Genomic DNA, 14,331 nt, shown 5'->3' with positions numbered 1-14,331 from the left:
TTTTATTGGCGACAGATTAACCGGATAACGTGTTAAAGCCCCCTTGTCTGACCTGCCGAAGTTTCTTATTGTAGCCAGCGAAAAATATATTCTAATAACCAGAGAGCGCTGCTAATGGCCACCACTTTTTCCAGATATTCGATATTTAGCATGGCGGGCTTGCTGCTGTGCAGTCAGTTGGCCGGTGCTGATGCCATCCGCCAGACTAAAGGTGATTTTGAAGATAAGTTTCGTCAGCTTGATGAAGTACTGCCTACACCTAATGTGTATCGTAATGCTGCGGGCGAGCCGGCAGAAAAATACTGGCAGCAGCAAGTTGACTATAAAATATCAGCCAGTCTGAATGAAACCCAGCGCCAGCTCAGTGCCAGCCAGAGCGTGCATTATCAGAACAATTCACCTTACACACTGAAGTATCTGTGGTTACAGCTGGATCAAAACATTTTTAAAAATGATTCTATGGCTGAGATGTCGACCAGTTTTGGTGGCATTGGCCGGCGTGGGCCTGAGACCAAACTGGCCAGCGGCAATGAACCAGCGAAATTAAGTCTGGACGAGCTGCGTCGTCAGCAGTTTATGGCCGATAATGAACTTGGTTATTCCATCACTAATATTAAAACCAGCAATGGCAAAGCATTAAAAGCAACGCTGGTGGGTACGTTAATGCGTATCGACCTGGAAAAGCCGTTAAAAGCCGGTCAGGCAGTAGACTTTAGCCTGGATTTTTCTTTTAACATTGTTGAAGAAGACGCCGTATCTGCGCGCTCCGGCTATGAGCATTTCCCTAAAGACGAGCGCGAAGGCGGTAACGATATCTTTTTGCTGGCGCAATGGTTCCCGCGTCTGGTGGCTTACACTGATTACGAAGCCTGGACCAACAAAGAGTTTCTTGGCCGTGGTGAGTTTACGCTGGAGTTTGGGGACTATGATGTCAGCCTGACGGTACCGGCTGATCATGTCGTCTCTGCCACCGGCGTGTTGCAAAATAGCAGTAAAGTACTAACCAAAGCACAGCAGCAACGGCTGGAGCAGGCAAAAACGGCTAAGCGCCCTGTGTTTATTGTTACTGAACAGGAAGCACTGGAAAACGAGAAAGCCGGCACGGACAAAACTAAAACCTGGCATTTTAAAGCTGACAATGTGCGCGATTTTGCCTGGGCATCGTCACGTAAATTTATTTGGGATGCCAAAGGTTATCAGCAAGGTGGTGCCGAGCAACCTTTCGTGATGGCAATGTCGTTCTACCCGAAAGAAGGCGGTGAACTTTGGCAGAAATACTCTACTGAAGCCGTTGTTCACACGCTGGAAGTGTATTCGCGGTTCTCATTTGATTACCCTTACCCGGTCGCGCAATCGGTTAACGGCCCGGTGGGCGGTATGGAATATCCGATGATTTCTTTTAATGGTCCGCGTACCAAATTACAGGATGATGGCAGCCGCACCTATTCTCAGGCTGAGAAACGTTTTCTGATTGGCGTAGTGATCCATGAAGTGGGGCACAATTATTTCCCGATGATTGTGAACTCCGATGAACGGCAATGGACCTGGATGGATGAAGGGTTAAATAGCTTTCTTGACGGTATCGCCGGCCGCGAGTGGGACCCGACTATTCCATGGGGCGTGGAAGCGCGTGATGTCGTGGATTATATGAAATCCAGTACACAGGTGCCGACGATGACACAATCGGACAGCGTGCTGCGTTTAGGGCCAAATGCCTATACTAAACCTGCCGTGGCGCTGAATATTTTGCGTGAAGTGATTTTAGGCCGCGAATTATTCGATTTTGCCTTTAAAGAATACTCGCAGCGCTGGAAGTTTAAACGCCCGACACCATCAGATTTTTTCCGTACTATGGAAGAAGCCTCAGGAGTTGACCTGGACTGGTTCTGGCGTGGCTGGTTCTACAGCACAGATCATGTCGATATTTCACTTGATCGGGTATACAAATTACAACTGGATACTAAAAATCCGGATATTGATTTTGCCCGCCTGCGCCAGATAGAAGCAGATAAACCAGCTTCAGTCTTTGTTGAACGGAACAAAGCGGAAGGCAAAACCTTATGGGTTGAGCGCAATAAAGATGTGACTGATTTTTATGATGAGCATGATCAGTTCACCGTAACGAACAAAGAACGGAATGCCTATAACAAGTTCCTGAAAGAGTTAGAGCCATGGGAACGTCAGGTATTTGAGCGTGCGGTTAAAGAAGACAAAAATTACTACGTGCTCGATTTTAGCAACCTGGGTGGCCTGGTAATGCCGATACTGCTGCAGCTGAATTATGCTGACGGTAGCTCTGAAGAGCGCTACCTTCCGGCAGAAATCTGGCGCCGCAGCCCGTTCAATGTCAGCAAACTTATTGTTACTGACAAAGAAAAAGTGTTGCAGAGCGTTGAAGTGGACCCGAAATGGCTGACGGCAGATGTGGATGTGGAAAATAACTATTATCCACGCCGTATTATTCCGTCACGCATCGAAGCGTACAAAGCCGAGAAGAGTAAAGCCAAGGTCAGCCGCGATATTATGCACGACATTAAAACCAAGCTGAAAGACCCTGCAGCGAAAGATGCAGCAGATAAAGACGGTAACAAGGACGATTAATGCGTCTGTTGCCGGCAATTGTAATGATGTTGTCAGTGCTGGCCGGTAATGGCCAGGCACTGGCACATGAAATGAAAACTGCGCTGACCCGGGTGCTGTTTAACACCCGCAGTGGCAATCTTGAGGTAATGCACCGTTTTTACGTGCATGATGCCGAACATGGCGTAAAAGAGCTGTTCGATAAGTCGGCTGATTTATTAAACAGCGAGCAAACACAACAGACTTTCAGTCAGTATGTCAGCGAGCACTTCGCGCTGCAGACACTTGGGGGCGAAGTGTTACCGTTAACCTTGCTTGGCGGTCAGCTGGACGGGCGTTTTTTCTGGGTATATCAGGAAATGCCGTTACCTGATGAGCTGCAGGGGCTGCGCATTAAACAGGATGCGCTACAGGCAATCTGGCCCAGTCAGATTAATGTCGTCAATGTAGAAGGGCGCGGCAGAATCAAAAGCCTGACTTTTGATAACCAGACAACCTGGCAACAACTGCAATTTTAACCCTCCCTTTAAAATTGCAGCGCCAGACGCTATATAGTCTGCATATCACTGTGTCTGGGGAATTTTCATGATTATTGCCTGTCCTCATTGTGCGGCGCTGAACCGCGTGCCGGCCGAACGTCTGCAGCAGCAACCGGTTTGTGGTAAATGCAAAACGGCGTTATTCCGTGGCAAACCGGTCGAATTGACTCCGGCAAACTTTGCCGCCCATGCGCAAAAAGCTGAACTGCCATTGGTAGTCGATTTTTGGGCCAGCTGGTGCGGGCCATGTCAGAGTTTTGCCCCTGTTTTCAGCCAGGCTGCCAGCGAGCTGGAGCCGCAATTCCGTTTTGGCAAAATTGATACCGAACAGCAACAACAACTGGCGGCGCAGTTTAATATTCGCTCTATACCCACGCTGATGATATTTAAGCAAGGTAACGTGGTGGCGCAGCAGTCGGGTGCATTGCCAAAGCAAGCCTTTTATCAATGGTTATCTCAGTTTAAGTAAGTATTCACTCACCTTTTGGAGGCATGATGACAACGCAACGTTTTACTTTAAGTAGCCCGGACATTCAGGAAGGCCACTTTATGGCAAAGGTACACGAGTTTGATGGCTGGGGCTGCAGTGGTGGAAATGTTTCGCCTGAACTGAACTGGCAGCATGCACCTGCGGGCACCAAAAGTTTTGCCGTTACTGTGTTTGACCCAGATGCCCCAACGGGTTCTGGTTTCTGGCACTGGCTGGTAGCCGATATTCCGGCTGATGCAACGGGCCTGGCGCGGGGCGCCGGTAAAGGCAGCTTGCCTACCGGTAGTCGTAGCTTTGGCAATGACTATGGTAGCAAAGACTTTGGCGGCGCCTGCCCGCCAGAAGGCCATGGTATGCATCGCTATCAGTTTACCGTATGGGCCTTACCGGAAGAAGCCTTGCCGGTGCCGGATGGTGCCAGTGCCGCCGCTGTTGGCTTTAATTTAAATGCAATGGCTTTGGGTAAAGCCACCCTGACGGCGACTTACGCCCGTTAAACCTGTATATCTGGTTATCAGACTAAGGCCGCATATCGCGGCCTTTTTTCTTACGCTAAGCTGCTTTTTTAGCCAGCGGACGCCTTTACATGCATCTGTCTTCACAGCGATTTTACGTGCTATTTGCCGGCTTTTTCAGTCAGCTGTTTTGTTTGGGTATAGCCCGCTTTGCCTATACGCCTTTGCTACCAATAATGCAGCAGCAAACCCTGCTTAATGATGCCACCGGCGGCTACCTGGCGGCGGTAAATTATGCCGGCTACATGAGCGGCGCTTTACTGGCTGCAACAGTCAGTAGTTTACAAATTAAAGACACCTTGTATCGCCTGGGTTTGGTTTTGGCTTTACTGAGCACCCTGGGGATGGCGCTGAGCGAAAATCTTTACTTGTGGGCTTTCTGGCGCTTTGTCGCGGGTTTAAGCAGTGCAGGCTCCATGCTGCTGGCGTCGGCGCTGATCCTGCACTGGCTGGTGCGTAATGGCCAGCGTGCCGAGCTCGGATTACATTTTGCCGGCTTAGGTTTGGGCATCGCGCTCAGTGCAATACTGGTTGAGGTTATGTTGGTGTTGGATTTGGCCTGGCGCACTCAGTGGCTGTATCTGGCTGTATTTTCTTTAGCTCTGATGCTGCCAGCCTGGCGTTGGTTGCCTAAACCTGCGATTGCTCAGGTCACGTCTCAGACAGCGCCTGAAATTGTGAAACCACTTAGCCCGAAGCTATTCTATCTGCTGTTGGCCAGCTATTTCTGCGCTGGGTACGGTTATGTTATCAGCGCCACCTTTATTGTCACCATTGTGGAGCGGATGCCCGGGTTGGCGGGTAGCGGAAATCTCAGTTTTATCGTGCTGGGGCTGGCTGGCGCGCCTGCGGTGTTATTGTGGGATCTGCTGGCAAGACGCACGGGTTATCTTAAAGCGATACTGCTGGCACTGCTGCTGCAGCTGATATCTATACTGCTACCGTTGTGGTTTAACAATGTCTTTGCTGTGCTGTTAAGTGCGGCCCTCTTTGGTGCCACCTTTATTGGCGTTGTCAGCCTGGTACTCACCATGGCCGGGCGCTTGTACCCTGGCAAGCCGGCAATGCTAATGGGTAAAATGACGCTGGCGTACGGCAGTGCGCAGGTACTGGCGCCTGCTCTGACCGGATATCTGGCGGCCCGTAGTGGTAATTATGACATCGGATTATACTTGGCTGCTGCTTTTGTCGGGTTGGGTGCGCTGCTGATAGCGGTAGCCGCATATGGCCGGTCTGCCATTCAGTTCGACAGGTTGAGTTAATTCAGTTTGCCTGGTGAAGACTGCGCTGATGTTTCATCCTGCACCGTTAACGGGATACGGATAATAAAGCAGGTACCTTGATCCGGTGTGCTGGACATTACTATAGAGCCTTGCAGTACTTGTGTTACGCAGGAATACACTATATGTAGACCAAGACCGCTGCCACCTTGCTGGCGATTGGTGGTAAAAAACGGCTCAAATACTTTGCTATGGTATTCATTGGGTATACCAGCGCCATCGTCTTCATATAGCCATTCCAGCCAATTAGCCGGTTGCTCCAGCGGGCTGATGGTTATCCCGATCCTACCGGTCTGTTCTTCGCTGAATGCATGTCTAAGCGAGTTTAAAACCAGGTTGGTAAGGACCTGCGCCACCGTGCCAGGATAACTGTCCAGCGTAATACCTTCCGGGCAGTTTATGTTGATTGATACCGGTCGGTTTTTAAAACTCGGTTTTAAGCTTTGTACCACTTCGTTCAGGTAGCTTGCCATATCAAACTGCCGCCTGACGGCGCCGGCCTGATCAACTGCAACCTGTTTAAAACTCTGAATAAGCTCCGCCGCCCGGTTACAGCAGTTGCAGATAAGATCTGAGCTTTCCAGTGTGGTTTGCAAGTAAGCTGATAGTTGCTTTGCACCGAGTTTTTCCCGCTGAAGTTTCTGCGTAATGGTGACAGACTCGCATTGTAAGTGTGACGCCGCTGTTAGCATTATGCCCACCGGGGTATTAATTTCATGCGCTACACCGGCAACCAGCTTACCTAGCGCGGCCATTTTTTCGGCCTGCACCAGTTCATCCTGCATGGCTTTTTGGCGCTGCAAGTTCTGTTCAGCCAGCTCTTTTGCTGCTATCAGAGCGGCACGCATCTGCAGTTGCTCCGTAATATCACGCAGTGTCAGTGTGGTCACGGTATCATTTCGGGTAGCTGTTTTTGCCAGTGTTATTTCAACGCTGCGCTGTTCATCATTAACGGATGTTGTGCTGATAATCCGCTCGCCTTTGTTTTGTTTGGCGGTCAGCCACTGAATATATCCGCTGTAGCTTGCTGGCTGCTGACATGAAAGGTCAGCAGGAACCCATTGCATCACTGGCTGACCCAGCAGAGCATCACAGCTCTGCTGAAAAAAGCTTGCCGCCTGCTGATTTACCCGCACTATCTGGCCGTCAGAGCCTATAGTCAGCATCGGATCCGGCGCAGTCGACAGCAGGTTATCCAGATCTTGTCTGGTGGCTATGACTTCATCAGTGATTAGCACGATACGTTTTAGCAAACTGATGATAAAGCCGACTGCAATAAACAGCAGTGGTAAGAGTAATAGAGCACCATACAACATAAATTGCCGCGCTTGCTCGTTGCGCTGGCGGGCGTCATCAATCAGCGCACGGGTTTGCTTTCTGATTAGGTTATCCAAAGTTGCAAGCGCCTGTAATGCTGGTTCGTCGTCTACTTTAACCTGGGCATCAATACTGTCGCTACTCGCTTGTTGTAGCATACGCAGCGCCAGATAGTACTTACTTTGATACTCCGTGACTGTGTGCTGAAGCTGTAACAGCGCCTGAATACTGGTTGGGTCATCCAGCAGTTTGTGCAACCTGGCTAAATCATCCTGTACTGCGAGAATATCGCGCTCTATCCGTGGTTGATAACGTTGAACATCTTGTCTTAACACTAAATTCTTAAAGTTGTGAATAAAACCACCATAGCCCAGGTGATGACGGATGCTGGCGAGCTCTGCTGTTATCTGATTGGATTTTTTAACATGAGCTATCCAGTAAGACTCTATTTGCTTCATGTCAATTAAGCTTTTACTGACCAGGCTAATGCCTGCCACAATGATAATAAAAACTATGGATAGAACAGTTTTGGCATGCCGTTGATACGCGAGTCCTACTACCATCAATACTCCTTTGCCAGGCTTAAAAGCCTGAAGTTCGCAATTTGGTTAATCTAATGCGTCACAGAAGAAACTTTGAAGTGGTATTAACGTTAATTTAGTGAAAGTGTAGCGGCAGATTAAATAAGTACCAAATAGCTGGACGAAAAACCTCTGACGGATGCCAGAGGCTTGTCGTGTAAGAAGATTTTATTTTCCGATACAAAACGAGCTGAATATTCGTCCCAGCAAATCATCCGAGCTGAATTCACCTGTGATTTCATTTAAGTGCTGCTGGGTTAAACGCAGCTCTTCTGCCAGGATCTCACCGGCGATAAAACTGTGCAGCTGCTCCTGACCAATAGCTAAATGCTCGGCTGCGCGATCTAAAGCATCTAAATGACGGCGGCGGGCGAGGAAGCTGCCTTCAACGCTGGCATCAAAACCAATACATTGTTTTAAATGCTCGCGTAGCGCATCTATACCGGCGCCGGTTTTAGCTGATAAACGATAAACCGGTGCTTTAGCTGTCAAATCAGCCTTCATTGGCTCGCCGGTTAAATCGGCTTTGTTGCGGATAACGGTAACGCCTAAGTTGGCTGGCAAGCGGTCGATAAAATCAGGCCAGATATCATGTGGATCAGTCGCATCGGTGGTGGTGCCATCAACCATAAACAGCACCCGGTCGGCTTGCTCTATTTCTTTCCAGGCCCGTTCAATACCTATTTGCTCGACCTGATCGGTTGCTTCGCGAAGACCGGCAGTGTCGATAATATGCAGCGGCATACCGTCGATATGAATATGTTCACGCAATACATCGCGCGTGGTACCTGCGATGTCGGTAACAATAGCGGCTTCACGGCCGGCTAAGGCATTTAATAAGCTCGATTTACCGGCATTGGGCCGGCCGGCAATCACCACTTTCATACCTTCACGCAGAATACTGCCTTGCGTTGCTTGCTTCTTCACATTAGCCAGATAATCTATTATCTCCGCCAGATCGCCAGCGACTTTACCATCAGATAAAAAGTCGATTTCTTCATCCGGAAAGTCTATTGCGGCTTCAACGTACATACGCAGGTATATGACTTTTTCCACCAGCTCATGAATATGACGCGAGAACTCGCCCTGCAGCGATTGCATGGCACTGCGCGCGGCTTGCTCGCTGCTGGCATCAATTAAATCGGCAATCGCTTCGGCCTGGGCTAAATCCAGCTTGTCGTTTAAAAAGGCGCGCTCGGAGAATTCGCCCGGGCGTGCGATACGTACATTTGGCAGCGCCAATACCTGCTTTAACAGCATATCGAGTAACACCGGGCCGCCGTGGCCTTGTAGTTCCAGTACATCTTCGCCGGTAAAGGAGTTTGGCCCGGGGAAATACAGTGCTATGCCCTGATCCAGTACCTGCTTGTTGCTGTCAAAAAACGGCAGATATTCGGCATAACGTGGCTTAGGAAGGCGGTGCAGTATCGCTTGCGCCACCGCCTTGGTATCCGGGCCGGAGATACGGATAATACCAACACCGGCGCGGCCGGGGGCTGTAGCTAAAGCGGCGATGGTGTCGGTAGTAAACATGAGTGTTGCCTCTTAATAGAAAAAGCCTGTCAGCATAGTGCGACAGGCTATTGATATTGCTCAGAGTATGAACCGGGAAATTCCTGCTTCGCCGTCTTCGACAGTACATCCCTGTATTGTCTCAGCCTGCGCGGCATCCCTGCCGCTGCTATACAGGAACACCCGGGATGGTATCGCGTCAGGCCTTTTTAGTATGTAAGCCTTTCTTTTCCATACCTTTGTAGATGTATAACATCTGCGCCAGAGAAATCAGGTTACTGACAAACCAGTACAATACCAGGCCACTTGGGAACCACAGGAAGAATACTGAGAACGCTACCGGCATCCACATCATAATCTTCTGCTGCATTGGGTCAGTCACCTGCATTGGCGTCAGCTTTTGCATTAAGAACATGCTCAGACCAAACAACACAGGTAACACATAGTATGGGTCCTGAGCTGACAGATCATTAATCCATAGTATAAACGGGGCGTGGCGCAACTCAACGCTTTCAACGAATACCCAGTACAGTGCCAGGAAAATCGGCATCTGGATCAGCATCGGCAAACAGCCACCCATAGGGTTAACTTTCTCTTTGCGATACAGCTCCATCATTGCCGGGCCCATTTTCTGCCGGTCATCTTTGTAGCGAGCCTGCAGCTCGTCAATTTTTGGCTTCAGGTTACGCATTTTTGCCATAGACTCGTACTGCACTTTGGTCAGTGGGTACATGGCGCCTTTAACAATCAGCGTAATACAGATAATGGCTAAGCCCCAGTTTACGACAAAACCCTGTATGGTAGTCAGTAACCAGAACAGAGGTTGTGAGATAAACCATAAGAAGCCGTAATCAACGGTTAAATCCAGGCCATTGGCGATATTTGCCAGATGATCCTGATCTTTTGGTCCGGCATAAAAGGTACTGCCTAAAGTCGCTTGAGCTCCGGGTTCGATATTAACAGCTGGGCCCTTGGCACCGATTGCGCCCTGGCCATTGCGCACTAAACTGTACAGCTGGTTTTCTGTTTGCTGATCCGGTACCCAGGCAGAAACGAAGTAGTGTTCCAGCATTGCAACCCAGCCACCGGTCGTGGCTTCTAACAGATTCTTTTCCTGCATATCATCAAACGCGTACTTATTGTAACGTTCTGACGATGTGCCAAAGGCTGCACCTCGGTAAATTGGCATCATCATGCTGCTCTTTTTACCGCTATCGATGGTTTGCACCAAATGTTGGTAGGGTTGTACAGTTTTAACTTCGCCACTTTGGTTGTGAAGCAGATATTCTACCCGGACATCATATTGGCCCGCTTTGAAAATAAAGCGTTTTTCTACCGTTAAACCATTGCGGTTAAACGTTAAAGGTACTATCAGTTCTTCCGCGCCATCAGTCAGGGTGTAGCTGCTTTGTGTCGCGGTATATACCGGCCGGCTGTTACGGCTGTCGTCCGGGCCGTCGCGGCCAATTAAACCGCTTTGAGCAACGTATTCAAAGCCAGGCAGCTTACGCATCAGTGGATACGCATCGCCTTCACCTTTATGCAGCTCGAAGGCTGGCAATTGCAATGCAACAATGTCGCCACCGCGGGTGTCGATTTTAAGCTGCAGCACATCGGTGCTGATAGCAATAGTGCGGGCTGCTTCTACGGTATTGGTTGCCGGTTGCTCTGCATCTGCAGTGGTCAGCTGCAAATCGGCTGAGCCGCCAGTAGCGTTGCTGTCTTGTTGGGTTGCCGGTGTGACAGGCTTAGGCGCCGTGTCAATATTCCACTGTTGCCACAGTAAAAAACTGACCAGTGCCAGACCAATAACTAATAAACTACGTTGTGATTCCATGGCTTAGCTTTTCTCATTGTGCTTTTCAGGAACAGGATCATCACCGCCTGCATGCAGGGGATGACATTTTAATAACCGCTTCGTGGTTAACCAACTGCCTTTAATCACACCAAAGCGCTCTATTGCCGTAATGGCATAGTGCGAGCAAGTGGGGTGAAAGCGGCAGCTTGGCCCAAGCAGAGGGCTGATAAGTCTCTGGTAACCGCGTAACAGCAGCAAGGCTAAGCTGACAGCGAAGCGGTGTATTGGCGTTCGATCTTGCGCCATAACTTTTCCAGTTGCCTCTGTAACTCGTCATTAGCCGTATTGCTAATATCACCCTTTACCATCAGTACCAAATCGACACCTGGCAACTCATGCTGGTGCAAACGAAAGCTGTTACGCACGCAGCGCTTAATGCGGTTACGGTGCACGGCTAATTTAACACGTTTTTTTGCGATAGTAAGGCCTAATCGGGGATGAGGCAGGTGATTGGCTTTTGCCAGGATGGTAAACAGCGGAGAAGATACCCGGAAAGGGAGTTGGAAGACGTTATCAAATTGACCGGGAGTTAACAGGCGTAACTCCCTGCCGAATTTTAAGCTGACCACTCAGCGGCTAACCGCTGATTAAGCTGTTAAACGCTTACGGCCTTTAGCACGACGACGCGCTAATACCTGACGACCATTTTTAGTGGCCATACGGGCACGGAAACCGTGGTTACGCTTGCGCTTTAATACGCTTGGTTGAAAAGTTCTTTTACTCATAATTCACCCGTTCGGTCGAAATATTTACTAAAGGTTTCTGTGTTTTAGTAAATATACCAAAACGCAGCTGACAAAAATGAGCGCGAATTTTAAGTAGTCTCAGGGGCAAAGTCAATCTGATCCTGCGTTTTATTACTGCGCGATCCTGTCCGATCCTGTTTTTATTTAAGTTTTCCACAGATACGCTGTTGTCGGCTGAATAAAGTGTGGGTTACTTCGCGGTTAGTTCAAATTTGTTCCAGCGAAACCGGCGGTATTATTAATCGATATAAGAGAAATTTATTCAAACAAAACAAAGTGTTGATTTTAATTGTTGGCGCAGGCTGCTAATTTGAAAAAGTCAATATTGAACTTGTGGATAAGATAGTACCATAATGTGCGCTTCGATAACTTACGCCAGCCTTTTTAACCATTATAACTAAGGCTTCAGGAGATATGGTGTATCAGTCCGTTTGGCAAAATTGCCTGCAAGCGCTGCAAGCTGAATTACCCGCGCAGCATTTCAGTATGTGGATCCGTCCATTGCAAGCTGACAGTTCTGACACAGGGTTAACGTTATACGCACCTAATCGGTTTGTACTGGATTGGGTACGTGAGAAGTATCTGAACCGGATTATGGAGCTGATCCAGGATTACTGTGGTGATGATGCACCACGGCTGAAATTTGACGTCGGCAGCAGCTCTGTAGGAAAAGGGCGATCCGTAGCACCGGCGCCGGCCGCTATTGCTGCAGTGGCGCATACAGCAGAACCGGTCGCAAAAGACGCACCTGAACCGGCCCCTAAAACCATTGTCACCAGTAACGTTCGGGCTAACTACACCTTTACCAACTTTGTTGAAGGTAAATCTAACCAACTGGCGCGGGCAGCCGCCAGCCAGGTCGCAGACAACCCCGGTACAGCTTACAACCCGTTGTTTATCTACGGTGGAACCGGTTTGGGTAAAACCCACTTATTGCATGCGGTTGGCAATGGCATTTTGGCAAAAAAGCCCGACGCTAAAGTCATCTATATGCACTCTGAACGCTTTGTACAGGATATGGTTAAAGCCTTACAAAACAATGCGATAGAAGAGTTTAAACGTTATTATCGTTCAGTGGATGCACTGCTTATTGATGATATCCAGTTCTTTGCTAATAAAGAGCGCTCGCAGGAAGAGTTTTTTCATACCTTTAATGCGCTGCTCGAAGGTAACCAACAGATCATCCTGACCAGTGATCGTTATCCAAAAGAAATTGATGGTGTAGAAGACCGGCTGAAATCCCGCTTTGGCTGGGGTTTGACGATAGCGATCGAGCCACCGGAGCTTGAAACCCGGGTTGCGATCCTGATGCGTAAAGCTCATGAGAACCAGATCCGTTTGCCGGAAGAAGTGGCATTTTTTATTGCTAAGCGCTTACGCTCAAACGTACGCGAACTCGAGGGTGCGTTAAACCGGGTTATCGCCAACGCCAACTTTACCGGCCGGCCTATAACCATCGATTTTGTCCGCGAAGCGCTGCGGGATCTGCTGGCGCTGCAAGATAAACTGGTTACCATTGAAAACATTCAGAAAACCGTCGCTGAATACTACAAAATCCGCGTCGCAGATTTGCTATCAAAACGCCGTTCTCGCTCTGTAGCGCGGCCGCGACAGATGGCGATGGCACTGTCAAAAGAGCTAACTAATCATAGCTTGCCTGAAATCGGCGATGCTTTCGGTGGTCGCGATCATACGACGGTGCTGCATGCCTGCCGTAAAATAGAATCACTGAAAGAAGAAACACACGAAATCAAAGAAGACTTCCAGAATTTAATCCGTACTTTGTCATCGTAAAGGGACTTGGTCATGCAATTTACTATCAACCGAGACGCTTTGTTAAAACCATTACAAATGGTTTCCGGAGCGATAGAGCGTCGCCATACACTGCCGATTTTATCCAATGTATTGTTAGAGGTGAGCGAAGAGCGCTTATCGCTGACCGGTACCGATTTAGAGGTAGAGCTGGTAGCAACCACTGATGCGCTGACAATACAAAGCCCTGGCCGCATTACGGTGCCGGCAAAAAAGTTACTGGATATCTGCCGCAGTTTACCTGAGGCCTCTGATATAAAAGTGCAGCTGCAGGCTGATAGCTGCATTCTTACCTGCGGTAAGACCAAGTTCACTTTGTCGACGCTGAGCGCGTCTGAGTATCCCAACCTGGAGAGCTGGCAGGGTGAGGTCGACATTCAGTTGTCGCGGCAACAATTGCGCAAGCTGTTAGACGATACCGCCTTTTCAATGGCGAATCAGGACGTGCGGTACTATTTAAATGGTCTGTTATTTGAAGTAGATAACGGTGCCGTTAAAGCAGTAGCAACCGATGGTCACCGACTGGCACTAAGCTCGCTGGAGTTGGCGGGGCTGGTCGCGCAACAAAAACAAATTATTATTCCACGTAAAGGCGTGCTGGAAATTATGCGGTTGCTGGCCAGCGACGAGCAGCTTATTACATTGAGTCTGGGCCAGAACCACATTCGGCTGACTGACAGTAATTACGTGTTCAGCAGTAAATTGATTGATGGGCGTTTCCCGGATTACCGCCGCGTACTGCCACGTAACAGCACTAAGCTGGTGACTGCGCATCGCAGCGTATTGAAAGATGCCTGCACCCGAGCGTCCATCTTATCGAACGAAAAATACCGGGGCGTACGTTTTACCCTCAGTAGCGGTGAAATGCAGATAGTGGCAAATAACCCTGAGCATGAACAGGCCGAAGAAATTATTGAAGTGGAGTATCAGGGCGATAATCTTGAAATCGGCTTTAACGTTGGCTATCTGCTGGATGTATTAAATACGCTGGGCACCGATCTGGTCATCCTGCATTTGAGCGACGCCAATTCCAGCGCGCTGGTCGAGGGCGTTGGTAATGTCGGAGCCTCGTACGTCGTTATGCCAATGCGCCTCTAACTT

At 49.1% G+C, this 14,331-nt stretch carries 13 protein-coding genes; 7 read left to right on the top strand and 6 right to left on the bottom strand.

All coding sequences use genetic code 11. From position 1 onward, the window contains the following. Positions 1-114 precede the first annotated feature (114 nt). From LHL18_RS05160 to LHL18_RS05140, 5 genes are all read left to right on the top strand, one after another. Positions 115-2,601 (top strand): M1 family metallopeptidase, encoded by a 2,487-nt coding sequence (locus tag LHL18_RS05160; protein ID WP_226766048.1) that lies wholly within the window; start codon positions 115-117, stop codon positions 2,599-2,601. After that, positions 2,601-3,098 carry a DUF6702 family protein gene (locus tag LHL18_RS05155; RefSeq protein ID WP_226766047.1) on the top strand — a complete coding sequence of 166 codons (498 nt, stop codon included), beginning with the start codon at positions 2,601-2,603 and terminating at the stop codon, positions 3,096-3,098. Before LHL18_RS05160 ends, LHL18_RS05155 begins: the two co-directional genes overlap by 1 nt. A gap of 67 nt (positions 3,099-3,165) precedes the next feature. Further along, positions 3,166-3,588 carry a thioredoxin TrxC gene (gene trxC / locus LHL18_RS05150; RefSeq protein WP_226766046.1) on the top strand — a complete coding sequence of 141 codons (423 nt, stop codon included), beginning with the start codon at positions 3,166-3,168 and terminating at the stop codon, positions 3,586-3,588. A gap of 23 nt (positions 3,589-3,611) precedes the next feature. After that, positions 3,612-4,106 carry a YbhB/YbcL family Raf kinase inhibitor-like protein gene (locus tag LHL18_RS05145; RefSeq protein WP_226766045.1) on the top strand — a complete coding sequence of 165 codons (495 nt, stop codon included), beginning with the start codon at positions 3,612-3,614 and terminating at the stop codon, positions 4,104-4,106. An 89-nt stretch (positions 4,107-4,195) separates the two neighbouring features. Continuing rightward, positions 4,196-5,386 (top strand): YbfB/YjiJ family MFS transporter, encoded by a 1,191-nt coding sequence (locus LHL18_RS05140; protein ID WP_226766044.1) that lies wholly within the window; start codon positions 4,196-4,198, stop codon positions 5,384-5,386. Here the strand turns inward: LHL18_RS05140 and LHL18_RS05135 are convergent. The 6 genes from LHL18_RS05135 to rpmH all read right to left on the bottom strand — a co-directional run bounded on the left by LHL18_RS05135 (position 5,383) and on the right by rpmH (position 11,397). Continuing rightward, on the bottom strand, positions 5,383-7,284 hold the full coding sequence (locus LHL18_RS05135; RefSeq protein WP_226766043.1) for a sensor histidine kinase: 1,902 nt from the start codon (positions 7,282-7,284) through the stop codon (positions 5,383-5,385). The genes LHL18_RS05140 and LHL18_RS05135 overlap by 4 nt on opposite strands. Positions 7,285-7,470: 186 nt before the next feature. Further along, positions 7,471-8,835 carry a tRNA uridine-5-carboxymethylaminomethyl(34) synthesis GTPase MnmE gene (mnmE, locus tag LHL18_RS05130; RefSeq protein WP_226766042.1) on the bottom strand — a complete coding sequence of 455 codons (1,365 nt, stop codon included), beginning with the start codon at positions 8,833-8,835 and terminating at the stop codon, positions 7,471-7,473. Positions 8,836-9,013: 178 nt separating this feature from the next. Beyond that, positions 9,014-10,651 (bottom strand): membrane protein insertase YidC, encoded by a 1,638-nt coding sequence (gene yidC / locus LHL18_RS05125; protein WP_226766041.1) that lies wholly within the window; start codon positions 10,649-10,651, stop codon positions 9,014-9,016. 3 nt (positions 10,652-10,654) lie between these two features. Then, positions 10,655-10,918, bottom strand: coding sequence for a membrane protein insertion efficiency factor YidD (yidD, locus tag LHL18_RS05120; RefSeq protein WP_134053460.1), 264 nt, complete (start codon positions 10,916-10,918; stop codon positions 10,655-10,657). After that, positions 10,873-11,241: a ribonuclease P protein component gene (gene rnpA, locus LHL18_RS05115; protein ID WP_134053462.1), complete on the bottom strand. Its 369-nt coding sequence runs from the start codon at positions 11,239-11,241 to the stop codon at positions 10,873-10,875. The genes yidD and rnpA overlap by 46 nt, the downstream gene beginning before the upstream one ends. 18 nt (positions 11,242-11,259) lie before the next feature. Next, positions 11,260-11,397 carry a 50S ribosomal protein L34 gene (gene rpmH, locus LHL18_RS05110; protein ID WP_008222343.1) on the bottom strand — a complete coding sequence of 46 codons (138 nt, stop codon included), beginning with the start codon at positions 11,395-11,397 and terminating at the stop codon, positions 11,260-11,262. Between the two features lie 438 nt (positions 11,398-11,835). Between rpmH and dnaA the strand changes: the two genes are divergently transcribed. Both dnaA and dnaN read left to right on the top strand, forming a co-directional pair. Next, positions 11,836-13,212: a chromosomal replication initiator protein DnaA gene (dnaA, locus tag LHL18_RS05105; protein ID WP_134053621.1), complete on the top strand. Its 1,377-nt coding sequence runs from the start codon at positions 11,836-11,838 to the stop codon at positions 13,210-13,212. A gap of 12 nt (positions 13,213-13,224) precedes the next feature. Next, positions 13,225-14,328, top strand: a complete 1,104-nt coding sequence (dnaN, locus tag LHL18_RS05100) for a DNA polymerase III subunit beta (RefSeq protein WP_226766040.1) — start codon at positions 13,225-13,227, stop codon at positions 14,326-14,328. The last annotated feature ends 3 nt before the right edge of the window (positions 14,329-14,331 follow it).

The organism is Rheinheimera aquimaris, from assembly GCF_020531985.1.
Lineage (GTDB): Bacteria > Pseudomonadota > Gammaproteobacteria > Enterobacterales > Alteromonadaceae > Alishewanella > Alishewanella aquimaris.
This window is presented reverse-complemented; position numbering and strand designations above follow the sequence as displayed.

Bases quoted from the DNA above. Each gene is read 5' to 3' on its own strand.
- dnaN (WP_226766040.1), top strand. From the start codon at position 13,225: ATGCAATTTACTATCAACCGAGACGCTTTGTTAAAACCATTACAAATG.
- mnmE (WP_226766042.1), bottom strand. From the start codon at position 8,835: ATGTTTACTACCGACACCATCGCCGCTTTAGCTACAGCCCCCGGCCGC.
- yidC (WP_226766041.1), bottom strand. From the start codon at position 10,651: ATGGAATCACAACGTAGTTTATTAGTTATTGGTCTGGCACTGGTCAGT.
- rpmH (WP_008222343.1), bottom strand. From the start codon at position 11,397: ATGAGTAAAAGAACTTTTCAACCAAGCGTATTAAAGCGCAAGCGTAAC.
- yidD (WP_134053460.1), bottom strand. From the start codon at position 10,918: ATGGCGCAAGATCGAACGCCAATACACCGCTTCGCTGTCAGCTTAGCC.
- LHL18_RS05155 (WP_226766047.1), top strand. From the start codon at position 2,601: ATGCGTCTGTTGCCGGCAATTGTAATGATGTTGTCAGTGCTGGCCGGT.
- LHL18_RS05160 (WP_226766048.1), top strand. From the start codon at position 115: ATGGCCACCACTTTTTCCAGATATTCGATATTTAGCATGGCGGGCTTG.
- LHL18_RS05135 (WP_226766043.1), bottom strand. From the start codon at position 7,284: ATGGTAGTAGGACTCGCGTATCAACGGCATGCCAAAACTGTTCTATCC.
- LHL18_RS05145 (WP_226766045.1), top strand. From the start codon at position 3,612: ATGATGACAACGCAACGTTTTACTTTAAGTAGCCCGGACATTCAGGAA.
- LHL18_RS05140 (WP_226766044.1), top strand. From the start codon at position 4,196: ATGCATCTGTCTTCACAGCGATTTTACGTGCTATTTGCCGGCTTTTTC.
- trxC (WP_226766046.1), top strand. From the start codon at position 3,166: ATGATTATTGCCTGTCCTCATTGTGCGGCGCTGAACCGCGTGCCGGCC.